This window comes from Viscerimonas tarda (genome assembly GCF_054601255.1).
The window spans coordinates 18,369-40,320 of the sequence record NZ_BAAHWV010000028.1; the positions used below are offsets into that span (position 1 = coordinate 18,369).

General features: G+C 43.7%; 16 protein-coding genes and 3 pseudogenes. 14 read left to right on the forward strand and 5 right to left on the reverse strand.

The features are described 5' to 3' along the window. Nucleotides 1-8: 8 nt before the first annotated feature. A complete protein-coding gene (locus ACYPWY_RS11850) occupies nucleotides 9-317 on the reverse strand; it encodes a type II toxin-antitoxin system RelE/ParE family toxin (protein WP_459685765.1) in 309 nt (102 codons plus the stop codon). Nucleotides 318-630: 313 nt separating this feature from the next. Between ACYPWY_RS11850 and ACYPWY_RS11855 the strand changes: the two are divergent. The 8 genes and pseudogenes from ACYPWY_RS11855 to ACYPWY_RS11890 all read left to right on the forward strand — a co-directional run. After that, a pseudogene (locus ACYPWY_RS11855) lies at nucleotides 631-2,298 on the forward strand (class I tRNA ligase family protein); the annotation flags it as partial. 43 nt (nucleotides 2,299-2,341) lie between these two features. Beyond that, nucleotides 2,342-2,797, forward strand: coding sequence for a hypothetical protein (locus ACYPWY_RS11860; protein WP_459685741.1), 456 nt, complete (start codon nucleotides 2,342-2,344; stop codon nucleotides 2,795-2,797). A gap of 83 nt (nucleotides 2,798-2,880) precedes the next feature. Beyond that, nucleotides 2,881-4,404, forward strand: coding sequence for a DUF1186 domain-containing protein (locus tag ACYPWY_RS11865; RefSeq protein ID WP_459685742.1), 1,524 nt, complete (start codon nucleotides 2,881-2,883; stop codon nucleotides 4,402-4,404). Between the two features lie 71 nt (nucleotides 4,405-4,475). Further along, nucleotides 4,476-5,299: pseudogene (locus tag ACYPWY_RS11870) on the forward strand (virulence RhuM family protein). Beyond that, the gene (locus ACYPWY_RS11875; protein ID WP_459685743.1) at nucleotides 5,296-5,586 is read left to right on the forward strand and encodes a hypothetical protein; all 291 of its coding nucleotides are present in this window, start codon (nucleotides 5,296-5,298) and stop codon (nucleotides 5,584-5,586) included. Before ACYPWY_RS11870 ends, ACYPWY_RS11875 begins: the two are co-directional and overlap by 4 nt. Nucleotides 5,587-5,630: 44 nt before the next feature. Further along, a pseudogene (locus tag ACYPWY_RS11880) lies at nucleotides 5,631-6,791 on the forward strand (class I tRNA ligase family protein); the annotation flags it as partial. Nucleotides 6,792-6,795: 4 nt separating this feature from the next. After that, nucleotides 6,796-7,665, forward strand: coding sequence for a YitT family protein (locus ACYPWY_RS11885; RefSeq protein ID WP_459685744.1), 870 nt, complete (start codon nucleotides 6,796-6,798; stop codon nucleotides 7,663-7,665). 66 nt (nucleotides 7,666-7,731) lie between these two features. Then, nucleotides 7,732-7,935, forward strand: a complete 204-nt coding sequence (locus ACYPWY_RS11890; protein WP_459685745.1) for a hypothetical protein — start codon at nucleotides 7,732-7,734, stop codon at nucleotides 7,933-7,935. 6 nt (nucleotides 7,936-7,941) lie between these two features. Here ACYPWY_RS11890 and ACYPWY_RS11895 read toward each other — a convergent pair whose 3' ends face one another. The 3 genes from ACYPWY_RS11895 to ACYPWY_RS11905 form a co-directional block, all read right to left on the reverse strand. Further along, entirely contained in the window at nucleotides 7,942-8,991 is a 1,050-nt protein-coding gene (locus ACYPWY_RS11895) for an MraY family glycosyltransferase (RefSeq protein WP_459685746.1), read from the reverse strand. 221 nt (nucleotides 8,992-9,212) lie between these two features. Next, complete coding sequence (locus ACYPWY_RS11900) at nucleotides 9,213-10,088, reverse strand: carbon-nitrogen hydrolase (protein ID WP_459685747.1); 876 nt, start codon at nucleotides 10,086-10,088, stop codon at nucleotides 9,213-9,215. Between the two features lie 16 nt (nucleotides 10,089-10,104). Further along, the gene (locus tag ACYPWY_RS11905) at nucleotides 10,105-11,133 is read right to left on the reverse strand and encodes an agmatine deiminase family protein (protein WP_459685748.1); all 1,029 of its coding nucleotides are present in this window, start codon (nucleotides 11,131-11,133) and stop codon (nucleotides 10,105-10,107) included. A gap of 276 nt (nucleotides 11,134-11,409) precedes the next feature. On the opposite strand from ACYPWY_RS11905, the gene ACYPWY_RS11910 reads away from it, so the two are divergent. Together ACYPWY_RS11910 and ACYPWY_RS11915 are read left to right on the forward strand one after the other, a co-directional pair. After that, the gene (locus tag ACYPWY_RS11910; RefSeq protein WP_459685749.1) at nucleotides 11,410-11,562 is read left to right on the forward strand and encodes a hypothetical protein; all 153 of its coding nucleotides are present in this window, start codon (nucleotides 11,410-11,412) and stop codon (nucleotides 11,560-11,562) included. A 214-nt stretch (nucleotides 11,563-11,776) separates the two neighbouring features. Then, nucleotides 11,777-12,826, forward strand: coding sequence for an acyltransferase family protein (locus ACYPWY_RS11915; RefSeq protein ID WP_459685750.1), 1,050 nt, complete (start codon nucleotides 11,777-11,779; stop codon nucleotides 12,824-12,826). Nucleotides 12,827-12,832: 6 nt separating this feature from the next. Here the strand turns inward: ACYPWY_RS11915 and ACYPWY_RS11920 are convergent, their stop codons facing one another. Beyond that, on the reverse strand, nucleotides 12,833-13,690 hold the full coding sequence (locus ACYPWY_RS11920; RefSeq protein ID WP_459685751.1) for an energy transducer TonB: 858 nt from the start codon (nucleotides 13,688-13,690) through the stop codon (nucleotides 12,833-12,835). 511 nt (nucleotides 13,691-14,201) lie between these two features. On the opposite strand from ACYPWY_RS11920, the gene gap reads away from it, so the two are divergent. The 4 genes from gap to ACYPWY_RS11940 all read left to right on the forward strand — a co-directional run bounded on the left by gap (nucleotide 14,202) and on the right by ACYPWY_RS11940 (nucleotide 21,790). Continuing rightward, nucleotides 14,202-15,206: a type I glyceraldehyde-3-phosphate dehydrogenase gene (gap, locus tag ACYPWY_RS11925; RefSeq protein ID WP_459685752.1), complete on the forward strand. Its 1,005-nt coding sequence runs from the start codon at nucleotides 14,202-14,204 to the stop codon at nucleotides 15,204-15,206. Between the two features lie 869 nt (nucleotides 15,207-16,075). Continuing rightward, nucleotides 16,076-19,243, forward strand: a complete 3,168-nt coding sequence (locus tag ACYPWY_RS11930) for a glycosyl hydrolase 2 galactose-binding domain-containing protein (protein ID WP_459685753.1) — start codon at nucleotides 16,076-16,078, stop codon at nucleotides 19,241-19,243. Nucleotides 19,244-19,686: 443 nt separating this feature from the next. Next, nucleotides 19,687-20,787, forward strand: coding sequence for a glycosyltransferase family protein (locus ACYPWY_RS11935; RefSeq protein ID WP_459685754.1), 1,101 nt, complete (start codon nucleotides 19,687-19,689; stop codon nucleotides 20,785-20,787). Nucleotides 20,788-20,791: 4 nt separating this feature from the next. Beyond that, nucleotides 20,792-21,790 (forward strand): Stealth CR1 domain-containing protein, encoded by a 999-nt coding sequence (locus tag ACYPWY_RS11940; RefSeq protein ID WP_459685755.1) that lies wholly within the window; start codon nucleotides 20,792-20,794, stop codon nucleotides 21,788-21,790. The last annotated feature ends 162 nt before the right edge of the window (nucleotides 21,791-21,952 follow it).

The window sequence follows — 21,952 nt, forward strand, 5'->3', positions numbered from 1 at the left end:
AATCCTTTTTATTTATAATGATTTGACAATTCTACTATATTGCAAATAGTTGTGATAGTCTCGCCAAACTCTTCTTTAGTTTCAAATTCAATTCGATATTTATCATTCACTCGGATAGATTCGAGACCTTTTTTATCGCCTTGCAACTTTTCATAATTCAATCCATTGTACTTTGTTAGTGCATTTGAGTCAGGGAGATCGGACATTAGATCTATACAACGTTTATATTTTCGCACGATTTCAGGCTGAAACCGATGCTTTTTATCGGTTGTCTTACCATCCTCATACAACTCACACAAGTATTCTTTTTCAAAAATTGGTCAATTTCTCTAAAGCAAAAGTAATGCTAATTTTCGATATTAGCAAAAAATGAATTATGCTCAAGCAAAAACTATTGTCCAATTAATTGACTATCCGTGCTTCTGCTTCCTTGTACAATGAGAATGCAAGTAAACACACTTTATCCAAAATGAAAGATTACTTTAAACGGACATCCCATTTTTAACTATCAATCTATATAACTAATTGATGTTGTTATGCTTGTAAAAACAATAAAAAGCTCTGCTAGCTTAGTTTAAATCTGAAGAAATAACTAACTTTGCGATTCAAAAAAAACACCGGATAAAAATCATGGAATACAATTTTAAGGACATTGAGAAAAAATGGCAGGAGTATTGGCTAAAAAACAATACCTACAAAGTAACCGAAGACAAAAGCAAACCTAAATATTATGTGCTGGACATGTTTCCCTATCCATCGGGAGCCGGCTTGCATGTAGGGCATCCGCTGGGCTATATTGCATCCGATATATTTGCGCGCTACAAACGGCTGACAGGCTACAACGTGCTGCACCCGATGGGATACGATGCCTACGGTTTGCCGGCAGAACAATACGCCATACAAACAGGGCAACATCCCGCCATTACTACCGAACAAAACATCAACCGCTACCACGAGCAATTGGATAAAATAGGCTTCTCTTTCGACTGGAGCCGCGAAGTTCGTACCTGCGACCCTACATACTATAAATGGACACAATGGGCTTTTATCAGGATGTTCAATTCGTATTATTGCTACGGTATGCAACAAGCCCGTCCTATTGAGGAGTTAATCAAGGTTTTTGAAACAAAAGGCACACAAGGCCTGAACATTGCCTGCAGCGAAGAATTGTCGTTCACCGCCGAAGAGTGGAACGCCAAAACCGAAAAAGAACGTTACGAAATTTTGTTGAATTACCGCATTGCCTATCTGGGCGAAACCATGGTGAACTGGTGTGCCGCGCTGGGCACCGTACTGGCCAACGACGAAGTTATCAACGGCTTGTCGGAACGTGGAGGCTATCCGGTAGAACAGCGGAAAATGCGCCAATGGTGCCTGCGCGTTTCGGCATACGCCCAACGCCTGCTCGATGGACTGGACAAAATAGACTGGAGCGAATCCATTAAAGAAACCCAACGGAATTGGATTGGGAGAAGCGAAGGGGCGGAAATACACCTCCCCCTGGCCCCCTCCAAAAGAGGGGGGATAGCTGGGAATCCCAAAGATTGTGAAAACGATCGGAATACGAGCGTCTCCCTCCCCTTGGGGGAGGGCCGGGGAGGGGTGGTTATTTTCACCACCCGAGCCGACACCATTTTTGGCGTAACATTTATGGTACTGGCGCCCGAAAGCGAGTACGTTGCCCAGCTTACAACCCCCGAACAAAAACCGGAGGTTGAGGCCTATATTGCCGCAACTAAAAAGCGTACCGAACGCGAGCGTCAGGCTGATAAAAAAGTATCGGGGGTATTCTCGGGTTCGTATGCTATTAATCCGTTGAATGGCAAAGAAATTCCTATCTGGATTGCCGACTATGTGCTTGCCGGTTACGGTACGGGCGCCATTATGGCTGTTCCTGCACACGACAGTCGCGACTACGCTTTCGCCAAACATTTCAACTTGCCGATTATCCCCTTGATAGAAGGCTGCGATGTGTCGGAAGAAAGCTACGATGCCAAAGAAGGTATCGTCATCAATTCGGGATTCTTAAACGGCTTGACTGTCAAAGAAGCCATCAAAAAAGCCAAGGAATACATCGAAGAAACAGGTATTGGTCGCGTAAAAGTAAATTACCGGTTGCGGGATGCCATCTTCTCGCGCCAACGCTACTGGGGCGAACCTTTCCCCGTATATTACAAGGACAACCTGCCCTACATGCTGCCATTGGATAAACTGCCCCTCGAACTGCCCGATGTAGATAAATTCTTGCCGACCGAAACAGGGGAACCGCCGCTGGGACGGGCTAAGAATTGGGAATATGGGGAAGAATGAGTAATAAGAATAAAAATAAAAACCGAAGAATATGAGTGATGAAGAACGTGATGAAATGATGAAATTGATGGAAGACAATTTCGATTTTCAGGAAGAACCGAAACTTGGAATTTTTTGGTATGACGAAAATGAAGACGCACTTTTCGGCGTGGTAAAAGCCGATGCCAGGGACGTGGCTTATGTTGGCAATATGACCCGTAAAACGGTAAGCAGTCTGCATAAAAGTTGGTGGACAAAGCAGAAGATGCGCTATCGTGCCGGAAAAGAAAAAAATCCGATTTATGAAGACGATTACACAAAAATACCGCGTGGCCGAATTTTTCAGCGCAAAGTCGGCAATGTATTTGAAATAATGTGCAGCAGTTGGATGACCGAACATATCATGGATTTGGTAATTGATGAATTTGACTTGCAAAACCAACCCGTAGAAAAATTTGTTGACGAGCATTGGGAACTCGGACACGGTTGGAGCGGCGATTTATTGTAAATGTCCGCTCTATTTTCCCCACCGAAATGGGCAAAAGATTGGGAGTGCGGAAAAGAAGAATAAAAACAAAATATATTAAGAATATGTCGAAGAAGAACAAAAAGAATACAGTAAAGCAACAGTTTTTGTCGCCTGATAATTACATCCGCACTAAAGCCCGAAGTTTACCCATTGTCGAATGTCTTATTACACCGGAATGGCAAGATTGTGGCGAATGTAATATTATCGTAGCACGACAGCACACGAACGGCAATTATACGTTTGGCTGTTATCTTGTTGATACATATTGTTTGGGAATTAAGGAGTCGTTTTACAAGTTCAATACTCCGGGAACAGATTTTGAAGAAATTAAGGAAGATTATTTTGAGCAATTAGAATCGGTAAGCTACGAAGAAGTACACAATATTATTTATGGAGCGTATGCGTATGCCGAAGAACTGGGTTTTAGACCCGATAAGGACTTTGCAGTTACACAGTACATTCTTGAAGAGGATAGCGATGCCATACCGCTGATAGAGTATGAATTTGGGTACAACGGCAAACCTATGCTGATGGTCAAGACCCGCGCCGAATATACTCGCTATGCGCCGACGCTTGAAAAATCGACCGGTGGAGACTTCGACTACTTCATTGACAATGAAGTAGATGATGACGATGAAATAGATGATGATGTCTTAGATAAAGTTCCTGATGAGGTTTCTAATGAGTTAACGAAATTTTTTGAAAGTCTTTCGGATGGAGAGAAGGAGGTATTCTTGGAAAAAATGAGTGATTTTCAGGAAAAGTTGAAGAAAAGCCGATCGCTTCCACATACTCCCTACAATTATCAATATCCCAACTATCCGCAATCGTTAGATTTGACGCATAAAGAGTTAAATGCGCTTTTTCTGCCCGAAAACAACGAAAGATTAGATAAACAGTTGATTGATAAAATATTGTCGTTACCCCGAGAGACGTTGATTAAAGACTTAAACAACTGCATTTTGTACGAAATCGGGCAAAATTGTAGAGGCATTTCGGAAAAAAATGACGAAGACAATAGTTACGGCAGTCTGACGCACGCCCTGTGGCTGCTGGCTGAGTTGAAAGCCGAAGAAAGTTTACCGGTAGTGTTGGAGGTTTTACGGCAAAATGAAGAATTTCACCATTTCTTCTTTGGAGATATGGCGATGGAGACATTGCGGCCTGTGCTGTATCAGCTTGGGCAAAATCAGCTACCTGTGCTGCATTCGTTTGCCAAAGAGCCAAACCTGTATATCTTTCTGAAAATCGCCGTTTCGTCTGCCGTAGCAACGATAATTTATCATACGCCCGAAAGGAGAGCCGAAGTAATTGAATGGTATGGCAACTTGTTGGATTTTTACTACGAAAATATAACTGACACCGCCTATTACGATGCCAATTTTGTGGGGATGATGATGTCTGATCTGCTGGATATTTGCGCCCAAGAACTGCTACCTAAAATTAAAGAGCTGTACGAAACAGGCTTGGTGGATGAGATGCCCTGCGGACCGTATTCCAGTGTAGAAAAGGAAATGAAGGAAAATATGCTTGAACACGAGGGAAATTACAAAATTAAATCCATATACGATTTTTATGGTGAATAGAGAGGTTTGCCACCACTGGGATGGGCAAAGGACTGGGTGTATAGGAAAGAATGAAAGAACTTTGAGTTGGCATGACTGATAAAAATGAAATAGTACTTTACCAGCCCGATAATTCAGTAAATTTGGAGGTTCGGTTGGAGAATGAAACGGTTTGGTTGAATCGACAGCAATTGGCATTGCTTTTCGACAGGGATATTAAGACCATTGGCAAGCATATTAACAATGCTTTAAAAGAAGAATTGGCAAATTTTTCAGTTGTCGCAAATTTTGCGACAACTGCTAATGATGGAAAAGTTTACCAAGTTGATTATTACAATCTTGATATGATTTTGTCGGTTGGCTATCGCGTAAAATCAAGTCATGGCATTCAATTCCGATCTTGGGCAAATAGTGTATTGAAAGATTATATCTTACGCGGTTATGCCATAAGCCAGCGTTTTGAACGCTTGGAATATCGAATGACGGAGAATGAGAAAAAGATAGATTTTTTTGTAAGAACGGCTTTGCCTCCAGTAGAAGGCGTTTTTTTTGATGGGCAAATATTTGATGCTTATAAATTTGTTGCAGAACTGATAAAGAGAGCTAAAAAGACAATAGTTTTAATTGATAATTATGTGGATGAAAGTGTTCTGACACTATTATCAAAACGCGATGCAGGTGTTGGCGCTACTATCTACACGGCAAAAGTTTCGGCTCAATTACAACTTGATTTGTCAAAACACAACGCGCTCAATATCCGCCAATAACGATAAATGAAAAGACAGGTATTCACGATCGGTTTCTGTTGATAGACAATGATATTTATCATATAGGCGCCTCGCTCAAAGATTTAGGAAAAAAACTTTTTGCGTTTACAAAAATGGAGATGAGAATAGAGGAGTTGATGGGAAAATGATTTTAAATAAATATGGAAAAGTTGTTAAAGACGTTTGGAATGAATTACCAATGCATTATTTTAATATTGAACTGGACGAATTTGTTATTATGCCAAATCATTTTCATGGAATAATTGCAATAACCGAAGACGTAGGGGTCGAATATTTTCGACCCGAAAAGGATGTAATTGTGGATACAAGGGTCGAAAATATTCGACCCCTACGTGAACGTTCAAATTGTGAATCGGGATCATACATTGAATCAAATCCCTTTGGATGGTTAAACGATAAATTTTATACAGAATAAAAAAAAATAAAAAGAATATGACAAATAAAAAAACAACAGAAAAATACCCGCTCGAGCTGAATACCATGCCCGGATTTGCCGGGTCATCGGCGTATTACTTGCGCTATATGGATCCGCATAACGAGGAGGCTTTGGTGGCCAAAGAGGTTGATGAATACTGGCGCAATGTGGATTTGTATATCGGCGGGACGGAACATGCTACCGGGCATTTGATTTACAGCCGGTTCTGGAATAAGTTCCTTTACGATATTGGCGTTTCGTGCGAGGACGAACCCTTCAGGAAGTTGATTAACCAGGGGATGATTCAGGGACGAAGCAATTTTGTGTATCGCATCAACGGCACAAATAAGTTTGTTTCGCTCAACCTGAAGGACCGGTACGAAACCACCTCGCTTCACGTGGATGTGAATATCGTATCGAACGATGTGCTGGATTTGGATAAATTCAAGGCATGGCGGCCTGAGTTTGCCGATGCGGAATTTATTCTGGAGGACGGCAAATATGTTTGCGGTTACGGTGTCGAAAAAATGTCGAAGTCGATGTATAACGTAGTTAATCCCGATGATATTGTCGAAAAATACGGCGCCGATACTTTGCGTTTGTACGAAATGTTTTTAGGCCCTATCGAGCAATCCAAACCTTGGGATACCAACGGCATTGATGGCGTACACCGCTTCCTGCGCAAGTTCTGGAGTTTGTTTTACAACGCCGGAAGCTTTCTGGTTACGGAAGAGGAACCGGGCAAGGAGGAACTGAAATCGCTTCACAAATTGATAAAGAAAGTAACCTTCGACATCGAAAACTTCTCTTTCAACACCTCGGTATCGGCATTTATGATTTGTACCAACGAATTGACCTCGTTGAAGTGCCATAAGCGCAGTATTTTGACGGATTTGGTTGTTTTGCTGGCTCCATTTGCCCCGCATATCACCGAAGAACTCTGGCATTCGCTGGGCAACAGCGCTTCGGTATGCGATGCCCGGTGGCCGGTGCACAACGAAGAATACTTGAAGGAAGATGTTGTCAACTACACCATTTCTTTCAACGGGAAAGCCCGTTTCAGCATTGAGTTTGCCGCCGATGCCACCAACGAGGAAATAGAAAAAACCGTATTGGAACACCCCGGTTCGGTTAAGTGGCTGGAAGATAAAACACCCAAGAAAGTAATTATTGTGCCCGGGAAGATAGTCAATGTAGTTTTATAAAGCTATGACTAAGATATATTTAAAGAATTTCTACTGGAAAGATTACCTGACAATACTTGTCGGACTGGTACTTTATGCGGTGGGCTTGATTGGATTCATCAAACCCGGCGGAATCGTAACCGGAGGGTTAACCGGTATTTCGCTGTTAATAGAATATGCTACCGAAGGGAAAATTCCGCTGCAAAACACCTATTTTCTGGTCAACTGCCTGCTTTTAGTCATCGCATTCAGGATACTTGGCGCAAAGTTCATTGTCAAAACTATTTTTAGCGTCATCATTTTAACCATACTCTTAACCCTGCTCCGAATGCTGATTACCCGGCCGCTTATCACCGAAGAGCCTATCCTTTCGGGCGTAATTGGCGGGATGATGTGCGGTGCGGGAATAGGACTGGTTTTCAGTGTGAATGGAAGTACGGGAGGCGCCGATATTATTGTTGCGTTGATTAACAAATACCGCAATTTGGCTTTTGGGCGAGGAATATTGCTGTGCGACTTTGTTATCATCAGCTCCTCTTATTTTGTATTTCAGGACTACAGCAAGATTGTTGTCGCGCTCATCGTTATGGGTGTATCAACTTATACAATTGACATGGTTATCAACGGATTCCGGCAATCGGTACAATTCCTTATTTTCTCGGAGAAATACGAAGTCATTGCCAATTCCATTAATAAAGAGCTAAAAAGAGGCTGTACCGTTCTTGACGGAATAGGATGGTACTCGAAAAAACCGGCAAAAGTAATTGTTGTACTGGCTAAGCGCACCGAGTCAATAGAGATGTTTCGTTTAATCAAAAGCATTGACGAAAAGGCCTTTATCTCGCAAAGCACGGTCAGAGGGGTGTATGGCGAAGGATTCGATAGATTACGATAAAACTATTACGCTACCGTTTGGTTGTGTTTCTCTTCAAGGCAAACTCCTTTTCTGTTAGGGCAAACCTTGAAAAGATTTAGAACCACTATTACGGATGAGATTCCTCCCTTTGGTCGGAATGACTCGCCTATTGGTGATTTAAGGGATGATGAGGTGGCGGCTTCGCCGCCACCTCATCATCCCCTCTCCCAAAAAGGAGACAGTCATTCCGACCAAAGGGAGGAATCTCCTGCTCATATCAGCAACTTTACTGAAAGGCACAAGCAGTAAAATTTTTCATGCGTTTGCCCTACCTTTTCTGTCTATAAGTTTGTATAAAAGAGCCGTGATGCCAACCCATGCTACTATATCCAGTGCCAACACAATATTGCAGTTGATGTAGAGAAGTAAAAGGGCATTTGAAGCAAAAAACAGCACACCGCCTGAAATAAGCACGAAAACAGCTCTTTTTCGGGACAGACCCAAATCAATCAACATGTGATGTACATGGCTTCTGTCGGGAGAAAAAGGAGCCCGTTTTTTTGCCATCCGTAAAACCATCACCCTGAAAGCATCTAACGGCGGAATGAATAATGCGGCCAGAACCAATAGCGGAAATCCGGACGGCATTATCTCAATAGCTTGGGCGCTACTAATCAGGTGAATCATCATAAAAGCCAGTAAGTACCCCAAAGTCAGGGAACCGGTATCGCCCATAAATATTTTTCGGGTGGGATGAAGAAAATTATAATAAAAGAAAACCGTTAATGTCCCCAAAACAGTGAATGCAATGCTGGCATAGGTCCACATATTGAACATACAGAACAATACCCCATACACAAAAAACGCAATGGAGCTCAACCCCGAGGCCAGTCCATCGGCCCCATCTATCAGATTGATGGAGTTGGTAACAAACATAATGACCAAAACAGTTAATGGAATTCCAACCACATCCGAAATTTCGTAAAGGCCAAACAATCCGTAAAAATTATTGATATATACCCCGCTACAAACAACGCAGACTGCGGCGATAAGTTGAATCAGGAATTTTACCCTGTAGTTAACGCCCACTATGTCGTCTTTTATGCCGACCAGATAAATCAGATGCATTCCACAGACAAGAAGAAGCCATACATTGAGGGCTGATTTCGAAAGCAAATCGTCCGATATGCCAAATTCATTTCTTACAAATAGCAAAAAACAAGTGATTAGTAATATAACAGGCATAAACGAAGCTCCCCCTAACCGGGGAATCGTACAAGCGTGCAGTTTTCGATAGTCGGGAACATCAAATAATCGTTTCTTTTTGGCAATATAAATCAAACGAGGCAATATTATCATCTCCATAATGACAGCTATTGCAAAAACCCCAACTAAAGTTAGTATGTTAAAGTAAATGTTATTCATATCCTGATGATATAGTTCTGTAAAAGTAGGGATATTTTTCAATAAATCAAAAAAATATTAAATCCGATTCGTCCCTGATTTGGCTATTCAACGCAATTTATATCCCTCAATGTGTTTAACTGGCTGATATTTTGAGCTCTACTTCCGAGCCTCAATTTACTCTAATCTATAAATCTTTTTACAATATCCTGAAATGCTTCTATCCTTCTGTCCCTGAAAAACGGCCATATCCGGCGAACTTCTTCCGAGCGTTTCAGGTCGATTTCAACAACAGCCGTTTCTTCCTGCAAATTTGAAGCCTGCCACAGTATTTCCCCCTGAGGCCCGGCGACAAAACTGCCACCCCAAAACTCAATTCCGTTTGTCTGCCCCGATGGGTCAACTTCGTGGCCAATCCGGTTCACCGATACCACATGCAGTCCGTTGGCAACGGCATGTCCGCGCTGCGAAACAGTCCATGCATCCAGCTGCCTTTTCTTCTCCTCCTCGCTATCGGTCGATTCCCAACCTATGGCTGTGGGGTAAATGAGTAAATCGGCTCCGGCCAGAGCCATCAAACGGGCGGCTTCGGGATACCATTGATCCCAACAAACCAGTATGCCAAGCTTTCCCAGCGATGTTTCAACTGGTCGAAAGCCCAAATCGCCGGGTGTAAAATAAAACTTCTCGTAATATGCCGGATCGTCGGGAATGTGCATTTTCCGGTATTTTCCGGCAATTGTTCCGTCTTTCTCAATCACCACCGCGGTATTGTGGTATAAGCCGGGCGCGCGGCGCTCAAACAGCGAGAGAACAATGACCACATGCAGCTCTTTGGCCAAGCCTCCGAAATCATCAGTCGATTTGCCAGGTATCGACTCTGCCAGTTCAAAGGCATTGGTATCTTCCGTTTGACAAAAATACAGCGAATTGTGTAGCTCCTGCAAAACAATCAGTTCGGCGCCTTGTTTGGCCAAAAGCGTTATTTTTTCTTTCAGATTCGCTCTATTCGAATCAATATGCCGACTGTTTTTTTGTTGTATTATCCCTATTTTCATTTTCCTTGCACTGTTTTCAATTAATAAATTTTTCGGGATATTGCATTGTTATACAATGCAAAGAACCATGCTGCGTAATGATGGAAGAGCAATCAATCCCCACAATCTGCCTTTCGGGAAAAGCAATTGTAAGCTGCTCAATGGCTTCCCTGTCTCTCGGCGTATTATAGACCGGAACTAATACTGCTCTGTTCATTATCAGGAAGTTGGCATAAGTGGCAGGCAATCTTTCTCCGTCCAGAATTACTTTTTCGGCCATCGGCAGAGGGAGCAATTTATAGGGATTCCCTTCAAAATCGACAAAAGACTGCAATTGCTTTTCCATCGCCTGAAGCGCCTCGAAATGCTCGTCGCAGGGGTCGTTGCATTTAACATAGGCTATCGTTTTTTCATCGCAAAAACGCGCTAAGGTATCAATATGGCTATCGGTATCGTCTCCGGCCAAATATCCATGGTCCAGCCACAAAACGCGCTTTAAACCGAAGGTTCTTTTCAGATAATCTTCTATCTCGTCTTTCGACAAGTAGGGATTTCTGTTCGGCGACAAGAGGCACTCGGAAGTGGTGAGCAAAGTTCCTTTTCCATCGGTTTCCAAGCTTCCGCCCTCCAACACAAAGTTCTTCCTATTCCTGTAAAGAACACGTTTATCGAAAACCTGCGCCGAGAAAAGTTTTTTGTTGATTTGATTATCGAGATTGGATGCAAACTTCAATCCCCAGCCGTTGAATGTGAAATCGTAGAGAACCGGTTGACCATCAATCAGTACCGATACAGGTGCATGATCGCGCGCCCAAGTATCGTTTGAGGCAATTTCGACCAATTGCAGATTCGCTGCCGGAAAATCGTTTCCCAGGCAATAGCCGACCAAATCGGGATTTTTGCAGACAACAATCAGTTTCTGCCTCTTCAATATTTCCTGAGCGATGCTTACATAACAAGCTGTTATTTTTTCCAATATATAGTCCCAATCCGTGTCCTCATGCGGCCATGTGAGTTGCACAGCGCTCTGCGGATACCATTCGGGGGGGAAGAAAATCTGAGCCATAGATAACATTTTTCACAAAAATAGCTTTTTTATGATATTGCGGCAAATCTTTTTGGGGATTATGTGATATTTTGAAAGAATGTGATGAAAGAATAATGTGCCAATATGCCAATGTGAATAATGTAAGGGCGCGGATATGTTGTGTCCGTTGTGCTTTTTATTATAACCTCATTTTCACCTAATTTCAATTACAAAACAACCTTAGTAGCAATGTGTTAAATTGAATGATGCGACCTCATTATTCGCCTGTGTTTTGTAAATCCTTCTTTGGTTATTGTGGACGGAGAAGAGCACGATCCGGATTATCTGAAAACGATGGATCCGACAACGATTGAATCAATATCCGTATTAAACGATCAGACAGCCATAGAGACATATGGCGAAAAAGTGAAAGATGGCGTAATTGTTGTCAAAACAAAAAAACAGTAAAGGAAAGAATGGCGTGTCAAAAATCTGTCATCCCGTGCCTGACACGGGATCTCCTAACAAACATCAGCTGAATGTTAGGAGATTGCGGGTCGGAGCCTGCAATGACAAAAATAAAAATGGTCGCAGCACGCCACGACCCTACATTATTCCCGTCGCCACATTATTCTCATCATAATTTTGCGTACATTTGGCACGTTTTATTGTACGAGAATCAATGGTAGATACAAAAATAGAGAAACCGAAAGCAGCAACCCACTATCTATGGGCCGACTATGCCCGGTTTACCTGCTTGTTTTTGGTCGTTTTTTTTCATATTCCTTTCCGGCCCGACTCGGTGATGGATGAGACATTGAGGCTTTTCCGCATCCCCTGCTTCTTTTTTATCTCGGGATTGTTGTTCCGCTTCGAGAAATATCCGGCTTTCCCCGGATTTGTAAAACACCGTGCCAAACAAATATTGGCGCCGTATTTTTGCTTTTTCTTCATTGCCTACGTCTTTTGGCTTTTGGGCGCCAAGCAGTTCTATATTTCGGCCGACCGACAAGCTTCTTTGTCGCTTTACGAGCCTGTGCTGGAGTATTTATGTGGTACTCCCTACCTCATTCTGTGGCCTCTGTGGTTTTTAGCTTGTTTGTTTGCTTTGCAATGTATATTTTACTTGTTTTTCAAAAAAATAAAGAACAAATTTTTAGCCGTTTTTATCCTCTTGCTTTTCCCTTTGTTGCCTGTGTTGATAGACATGCAAAATGCTCCGTGGAAACTTGATAGAGTGTGCAATTACATGCCCTATTATGGAGTGGCCTGCTTTTTCAGGAAAGAGATATTTGCGTTTTTTGAACAAAAGAAACGCTATGCAGTGGCATTGATTTTGTTCTTGTTTCACCTGCTGTTTTTGTATTTGGCGGATGAACTTACGAATCCGTTTGCAGGAGTCTATATCAAAATAGGCGGCAGTATAACAATTATTTTTGCCGGTTGTACGCTCATTAAAATTGTGGCCGATTTTCTGGGAAAAAGAAAATACATCGACTATATATCAACAAATTCGGTGGTTGTATTGGGCTGGCATACCTACGTTATACGCGGCATACAGGCTATTGTTATGCTGTTGGTAGCCACTCCTGCCGGAGCCGGTTTTCCCGAGCTGAGCTATGGCATCAATCTCATTCTAGCAGCCCTTGTAATGCTCCTGCTGTTTATCCCTGCTTACCTGATAAACCGGTATGTGCCGTTTATTACAGGCAAAGGGCGTTTTTGGGAATAAGGCAGGTTATTTTATTCCGTTCGCCCGCCGAACAAACTTTGCACCCTCCATCAGCTGTTCTCTAAGGTTATACTTGATGGGCAAGGTAGAAAGCGCCCGCACAGGTTTACCATTTTTCTTTCCGGGTATCCACTTGGGCATCTTTTTCACTACACGCAAGGCTTCGGCATTGGTTTCGGGCGATAAACCAATCGCAATGGCTGCATTTGTAATCGATCCATCTTTGCCAATAACAAAACAAACAAAAACATCCCCTTGTACTTTATCTTTAACTGCTTGTTTGGGATACCGAAGATTGTTTTTTAAAAATGCTCTCAACTGCGCTATCCCACCCGGGAATTGGGGTTTTTCATCCAAAGAATCTAGGGCTGCTTTATCGAATTGAGGTTTTGGCTCAACAAGCTCAACCTCAGCCTCAGCCTCTTTCCGAAACTCAAGCGCCACCGGCAGGGTAAAATAAACATCCACCGATTTGCCTTGTAGTTTGCCGGGTATCCATTGAGGCATTTTGTTCACTACCTCCAATACGGCGGAATCCATTTCCGGCGATATGCTTTTTACAATAGAGGCCTCCCGAAGCGTCCCCTCCTTCGTTACCACAAAACGGAGCACAACACGCGTTCCCGGGGTATTTTCGAGGCCGGTTTCGGGATATATCAGGTTGTGGCTTATAAATTTCATCATCTCCGCCGCCCCACCCGGATATTGCGGCATCTCGTCAACAAAAGAATAGACACTATCGCTTGCCTGACCGGATGGTGTCTCCGGCGAGTTTGGCAATCCGTGTACGGTATTTACGGCCATGAATGCTATTCCGGTCAGAATCAGCCGGATGTATTTTGTAAATGAATGTTTGTTTATCATGCGAATTAAAAGTTAATAACAACAGGCGTTTCAGCCCTAAGCAAGGCGTAATATTAGCTAAAAAAACAAACCCCTCAAAATTTTTTAACAGGAATCGTTAGGGCAAACCTTGAAAAAAGTCCGAATAAGCTAAGGCTTTCAGCCTTAACCTTACGACCATGCCTTACGAGCAGGCTCAAACATCTTTCATCCTATAATCCCTGCATCAACAGAAACCCTTATTCACGCCCGCGATAACAGTTTTAAACCGATTCGGGGTGATTTGTAAACCGGGCTAAGCAAAACACAATTAAAAAACACTAATTCGCCGATAAGTTGTTAGAAATGATTACAAAATATTATAACATGCAAAATCTTTTTTTGTAATTTTGTGCGCCGGAAATAATTTATGTTTAAAAACATAATTCCGGGAACCGGAAATTGAAGAAACTATTTAGTTTTTAGCCGGTAGAGACAGACAGACAGAAAAGTAAGCAAAATTTATTTTTAACCAATATAAAATTAAGACAAAATGATTAAAGTAGGTATTAATGGTTTCGGTCGCATCGGACGTTTGGTATTCCGCGCGGCTCAAGGCAGAAAAGACATTGTAATTGTAGGTATCAACGACCTTATCGACGTAGAATACATGTCGTACATGTTGCGTTACGATACTATCCATGGAAGATTCGATGGAACAGTAGAAGTTAAAGACGGTAAACTGGTTGTAAACGGAAACGCTATCCGTGTAACTGCCGAAAAGAATCCTGCTGATTTGAAATGGAACGAAGTGGGCGCTGAATACGTGGTAGAATCTACCGGCTTGTTCCTTTCCAAGGACAAAGCTCAAGGCCACCTTGATGCCGGCGCTAAATATGTAGTTCTGTCAGCTCCTTCTAAAGACGATACCCCCATGTTTGTTTGTGGTGTAAACGACAACAAATATGTAAAAGGAACTCAAATCGTTTCCAATGCATCTTGTACTACCAACTGTTTGGCCCCTATCGCTAAAGTATTGAACGACAAATTCGGTATCACCGACGGTTTGATGACAACAGTACACTCAACAACAGCTACTCAAAAAACAGTGGACGGCCCATCGGCTAAAGACTGGAGAGGTGGACGCGCTGCTTCGGGCAACATTATCCCTTCTTCTACAGGCGCTGCAAAAGCAGTTGGTAAAGTAATCCCCGAATTGAACGGAAAATTGACAGGTATGTCAATGCGCGTTCCTACTTTGGACGTATCGGTAGTTGACTTGACAGTTAACCTGGCTAAATCGGCTAAATACGACGAAATCTGTGCTGTTATGAAAGCTGCTGCAGAAGGTGAATTGAAAGGTATTCTTGGATATACCGAAGACGCAGTAGTTTCTTCCGACTTCCTTGGAGATGCCCGCACATCTATCTTCGATGCAAAAGCAGGTATCGCTTTGACCGACACTTTCGTGAAAGTTGTATCTTGGTACGACAACGAATGGGGTTATTCAAACAAAGTGCTTGACCTTATCGCCAGCATGGCTAAAATCAACGGTTAATCCCCGGGATTTAACTATAAAAATAGAAAAGGAGATGCTTTTGGCGTCTCCTTTTTTTGTTTTCAGGGCTTTCGATACGCCTAAAAAAACGATGTTCTTTGCAGGCCCCGACCCGCAATTGGAGCGGAGCGTAAATCGGCCCTAGCCAATCTCCAAACACAGGAAGAACGCAAATTACGCGAATTAGGCAAATTCACGCAATTTGTGTTCCTATAGGGCAAACCTTGAAATTACGCCTTTCGGTAAAATTGCTGATAGGGGAGCAGGAGATTCCTCCCTTTGGTCGGAATGACAGTCTCCTTTTTAGGAGAGGGGAGTAGGAAGCGGCGGCTTCGCCGCCGCTTCCTACTCCCTTAAACCACTAATAGGCGAGTCATTCCGACCAAAGGGAGGAATCTCATCCATAACAGTAGCAGTTTGCCCTGATGTTCATATTCATTATTTATCGCAAGGGCAAATAAAACAATATATTGAATCTGCACAATAAACAGGCAAATAGATTTTGTAAAAAAAAGAGTGTAAACAGTTTGGTTGAATAGCAAATTAAGCATATATTTGAGGACACTATTCCCGTAAGAGGCTGTGTCAAAAGTCTGTCATCCCGTGCTTGACACGGGATCCCCAGAGTAAACGTGCAGTAACTGTCAGGAGATTGGCTAAGGCCGATTTACGCTCCGCTCCAATTGCGGGTCGAAGCCCGCAATGACAAGCTCGGGAATAAGACTTATGAGACAGCGCCACATTACCCATTGGCACATTAATTTTCGGCCATTCCCTCTTTTTAATGAAAAATTAATGAAAATGTAAGCCATTTATTAAGCGGTAACGGTTTTCTTTGTGTAAAATCTATTGTTTTAATCTTATACATCATGAAAAGAAGCGCTATCCTTATTGCTATGGCATGTTTATTTGTTTTTTCTGTTCAGCCTCAGAGCTTGGACAAGGTTGTTCTTTCTTCCGGCTGGCAGATGCAGGATGCTACTGTCGTCCATCGCGAGGGGAAAGAGGCCGGTTGGGAGATGGTAAATTCGGCAAAAGTGCCGCAAGAAGGGCGGGAAGTCTCGAAACTTGCCTACCAGCCGAAGAATTGGTATAGCGCTACCGTGCCGGGTACGGTGCTGACCACGCTTGTCAACAACGGCGTTTATCCCGAACCATTGTATGGCGAAAACAACCGTCCCGAAATAATACCGGAGGCGTTGTGCCATACCGACTGGTGGTACCGGACGGTTGTCGCCATCCCCGATTCGTATCAAGATAAAAACATCTGGCTCAATTTCGACGGCATTAACTACGAAGCCGATGTTTGGGTAAACGGAACCCGTGTAGGGCCTGTTAAAGGGGCATTCATACGCGGCAAATTCGATATTACCTCTTATGTGAAGCAAAGCAAAGAAGCCGCTATTGCCGTTCGCATTTCGCCACAGCCTCATACCGGAATTCCTTTCGAGCACATTATGGCTAGCGTTGGCGGCCCTTGCGGTGGCGTTGGTCGGCTCGATGGCCCTACTTTCGGCTGCGCAAACGGCTGGGACTGGTTGTCGGGCATTCGCGACCGGAACAGCGGTATCTGGCAACAGGTGTATTTATCGGCAACAGGTTCGGTGATACTTAAAGACCCGCTGATTACAACCGACTTGCCATTGCCTCAAACAGATATAGCGTTTGTTACCGTGCAAACAACTGTTCAGAATACCACCGGTAAGCTGCAAAAAGGCCTCATCAAGGGAAGTTTCGATAATATCCGTTTTGAAAAGCAAGTCGAAATAGCCCCCTGGCAAACACTAACATACACTTTCGACCCGGGCAGTTTTTCGCAGCTTAAACTGAACAATCCCAGGCTGTGGTGGCCAAACGGACTTGGCGAACCCAATCTGTATTCCCTCCGGCTGTTGTTTGAACTGGATGGAAAAGTTTCGGACGCACAGGATATAACATTCGGCATCCGCGAAATTTCGTATGACAGACCCGGCAGCGATAACCTGGGCTTAACGGTAAATGGCCTGCGCGTTTTCTGCAAAGGCGGCAACTGGGGCATGGACGAAGCATTGAAGCGAATCCCCAAAGAACGGCTTGAGGCTCAGGTTCGCCTGCATCGCGAAGCCAACTTCAATATGATACGGAATTGGGGCGGACAAAGTACCAGCGAAGATTTGTATGCCCTCTGCGATAAATACGGCATCATGCTTTGGGACGAGTTCTTTCAGTTTAATTCGGCAGACCCGCTCGACCAAGACCTGTTTATGGCAAACGTGCGGGACAAAACGCTCCGCTTCCGCAACCACCCATCCATTGTTATTTGGTGTGGCCGCAACGAAGCCTATCCGCCCAAATATTTGGACGATGCGGTGCGGTATCTCTTGGCCAAGCTCGACCCCTTACGCTGGTACCAAGCCAATTCGGGTGGCGGACGAGGATGTAACTCCGGCGGGCCTTACGATTGGGTAACGCCGACAGAATATTACCGCTTCTCCGAAAAAAGCAACTTTAACAAGAAAGAAACTTTTAAAACGGAAATCGGCGCACAATCTATTCCCACGCTGGAATCTATTCAGGGAATGATGCCCGAAAAAGATTGGACGAGCATTACCGATGCCTGGGCCGAGAAAAACTTTATTGCGGGCGGCGGGCGAAAACTGCTTAAAACCATGACTAAACGCTATGGAAAAGTAGTGAATGTGGCCGACTTTGTACGCAAATCGCAACTGATGAATTACGAAGCATTCCGCGCCATGTACGAAGGCCGCTTGGGGCAGATGTACACGCCGGTGGAAGGCATTCTTCTCTGGATGAGCCAACCGGCGCAACCCAGTTTTGTCTGGCAAATCTACCATTACGATTTGGAACCCAATGCCTCGTACTTTGCCACAAAAAAAGCCTGCGAGCAGATACATATCCAATTCAACGAAAGCAACAACGGCGTGGTGCAGGTGGTTAATCATCAAGCTACCCCACTTTCGGGCGCACGGGCAAAAATCACGCTCTACAACCTGAATGGAAGCATTGCTTTGCAGCACGATTATGATGTATCGGCGGCGCCATGCTCGGTAACTAAACTTGACGATATACAGTGGCCGACATCTTTAACGCCTGTGCATTTTGTCAAACTCGAATTGCGCGACCCGGCGGGGAAGCTTATTTCGGACAATTTCTATTGGCGAGGCATTGCATCCAATCCCGACGACCTGACCCAACTCGAGACAATGCCTGTTGTAAAACTTTCGACCAAAGCAACTTATCGTAGCAATAACGGCAAAGTGTTTGTTGATGTAACCTTGCGCAATCCGAGCAAGCATATCGCCCTGATGACACACCTGCAATTGCATCGCGACAAATCGAAAGAACGTGTATTGCCGGTATATTACAGCGACAACTACATATCCCTGGCGCCAAAGGAAGAAAAAACGATAACTATTGAAGCTTCGGAAGCCGGGTTGAAAGGCGAAAAACCCTTGGCGCTGATAGACGGCTGGAACATCGAAATAGCCCCGTCAACTTACGTCGCTGCGAATAAAAATGCCGCCGTTGCCGGTTGGCCGCAAGGCGAATTCGGATTTATTCCGCCCAAGCCCGAACCGGCAAGCGAAGTTCACCTCAATTGTGGCGGATACAACAGGGGAATATTCACAAAAGACCCCGGTTTTTTGGAAGGCGCCGTGGGAGAATGCACCGACATTATTGATGTAAGCGCGCCGAATGCAGGCCCCGAAGAACTTTACCGGTTGGTGCGCTGGGGTTCTTGCTCCTACACATCGTTGATGAAAGGAGGCGCCGGACAAACCTACACCCTGCGTTTGCACTTTGCCGAAATAGACAAAAACACACCGGTCGGAAAACGCTGTTTCAACGTGGTCGTCAACGGCAAAACCGTTCTGAGCGATTTGGACGTGGCAAAAGAGGCAGGAGGCATCCTCAAAGCCCTCGTGAAAGAAATCCCCGGCATAGTAGCTGATAACGAACAAAAAATCACCATAGAAGTAAAGAACGGAAAATCGGGCGCACCACAAATATCCGGGTTTGAGATATTGCCGCGGTAATGGGGAATGGGAATGATGTCGAATATGTCTGAACCGTTGATTATAGCTGATTTTATTGATTAACCTGAACATTGTAGAGACGTGGCGTGCCACGTCTGTATTCCGCGTTATTGTAGGGGCGAAATAGCTGTAACCCATTGCCGCGAACGGGTTTCGTAGGAGCGAAATAGTTGTAGCCCGTTGCCGCGAATGGGGCGTTTAGTCCCACATGGGACGGCACTTTGACGCTGTATCAAGTGTCGTCCCATGCGGGACTTGCTTGCAGGAGGCGATTGTCTATCCGTAAGCTAAAGCATACGGTTAATAAAGTGTCGTCCCATGCGGGACTAAATACGGGGTGTTATCGGTGAACCCTTTTTAAGGTTTGTCCTGGAATTAACTTTAAGCTATTGAGTTTGTAGTGAAATAATGATTACCTTTGGGAACAATTACAGAAATTCGATATGAAAATTCTTTTGTTGGGAGAATGCAGCAATCTTCATTGGACCCTTGCCCAGGGACTTCGGTTATTGGGGCAGGATGTAACCGTTGTTTCGGATGGTAGCCGGTGGATGGGAAATCCCAGAGATATAAATTTGTCTCGAAAGAGTTATGGCGCTTATGATTCGGTTAAATATCTGTACGACATCTATAAAAACCGGGGGAAGCTTAAAGATTATGATATTGTTCAAATAAAGAATCCCATTTTCTTAGACCTTAAAGCAGAAAAGAATTTGTCCTTTTACCGTTTTCTGAAAAAGCACAACCGGAAAGTTTTTTTAGGCGCTTTCGGCACCGATTATTATTGGATTAAAACCTGTTTAGATAAACAAACATTCCGCTATTCCGATTATTATACAGGAGATAAGCCCACCGGTTTCGCTATGGCCGAAATCCACAGAAAAAACTGGATGGGCACAGTCAAGCAGCATTTGAATGAAGAAATAGCCGAAACCTGCGATGGGATTATTGCCTGTTTGTACGAATATTATGTTTCGTATTGTAATCTTTACAAAGATAAACTGACGTTCATCCCCGAACCGGTCAATACGGACGAATTGGCGTTTAAACAGAAAGGCGTTGCCGATCTTCTCCGCTTCTTTATTGGCATTCAATCCGATAGATCGCAGATTAAAGGCACCGATGTCTTGTACCGTATATTACAGGAGATTCACCAAAAATATTCGGAGAAATGTACGATTGAAAAAGTGGAATCGCTTCCTTACCGGGAATACATACAAAAAATGAATGATTCGGATGTGATATTGGATCAATTATACTCTTACACGCCGAGTATGAATGCCTTAGGCGCAATGGCTCAAGGGCTTGTTGCCGTAGGAGGCGCCGAACCCGAATCGTATGAAATACTGAACGAAACGGAGAATAAACCAATAATAAATGTGTTGCCCAACGAAGAGGATATATTTACAAAATTGGAACAACTCGTTTTGAATAAAGATCGCATTCCCGAATTATCGTTGCAAAGCCGGTTGTTTGTCGATAAGCATCACAATTACAAAAAAGTAGCGCAACAATATTTGGATTTTTGGACAAGCCGCAGTTGAGATTATGAAAGAAACAACAAAACCAATCGACTTCGTTCTACCCTGGGTGGACGGTTCCGACAGCCAGTGGCAAGCGCGCTTTGCCCAATATGCCGGATTGGATGGCGATTCGCAAAATATCCGTTTCCGCAATTGGGATTTATTGCGTTATTGGTTTCGGTCGATTGAAAAATATGCGCCCTGGTTCCGGCACATCTATTTTATCACATCGGGCGAACTTCCCGAGTGGTTGAACCTCAATCATCCCCGGCTTCGATGGATAAAACACGAGGATTACGTTCCGGCTGAATACCTCCCGACATTCAGCGCCAATACCATCGAGATGAATCTGCACCGGATCGAAGGCTTGTCGGAACAGTTTGTCTATTTCAACGACGATACATTTATCACCAAGCCGGTGGAAGAATCGCTGTTTTTTTACAAAGACCTTCCTTGCGATGGCGCGATAATGACGGCAAGACCTGTTAGTGGAGGCATCATTCACATGGTAATCAACGATTTGGGCGTTTTGGACAGGCACTTTGATAAACACCGGACAATAAAAAAGAATCCCTTCAAATGGTTCAACTATAAATACGGGAGAGGACTGGTAAGCAATCTGTTGCTTTATCCCTGGGTGGAGTTTTCGGGTTTTATCGACCCCCACATGCCCAATGCATTCCTCAAATCCACCCTGACTAAAATCTGGGAGAACGAACCCGATTTGCTAAATCAGACCTGCCAAACAAAATTCAGGACGAATAACGATGTGAATCAGTGGCTAATCAGGTATTGGCAATTGGCTGAGGGGAACTTTCATCCGGTGAACAGGCTCAAAGGCTCGTTGTGCACCGATATAAGCGACGAAAACAAGCAGTCTGTTTGTGCGGCTATCGTCAACCAACAATACACTATGCTTTGCCTGAACGATAGCGATAACATCACCGACTTTGAAACGCTGAAACTGGAACTTCAAAACAGTTTCGAGGCTATTTTACCCCAAAAATCGGTGTTCGAGAAATGATTGTTACGCTAGTTGGAGCTGTCTCGAAAGAACGCGAATTACGCAGATTACACAAATTTACGCAAATAAGCCACTATATCTTTTTTTTATCTAATTGAAATTCAACAACAAATAAATTGCGATAATTCGCGTAATCTGCGTAATTTGCGTTCAAAAATACTT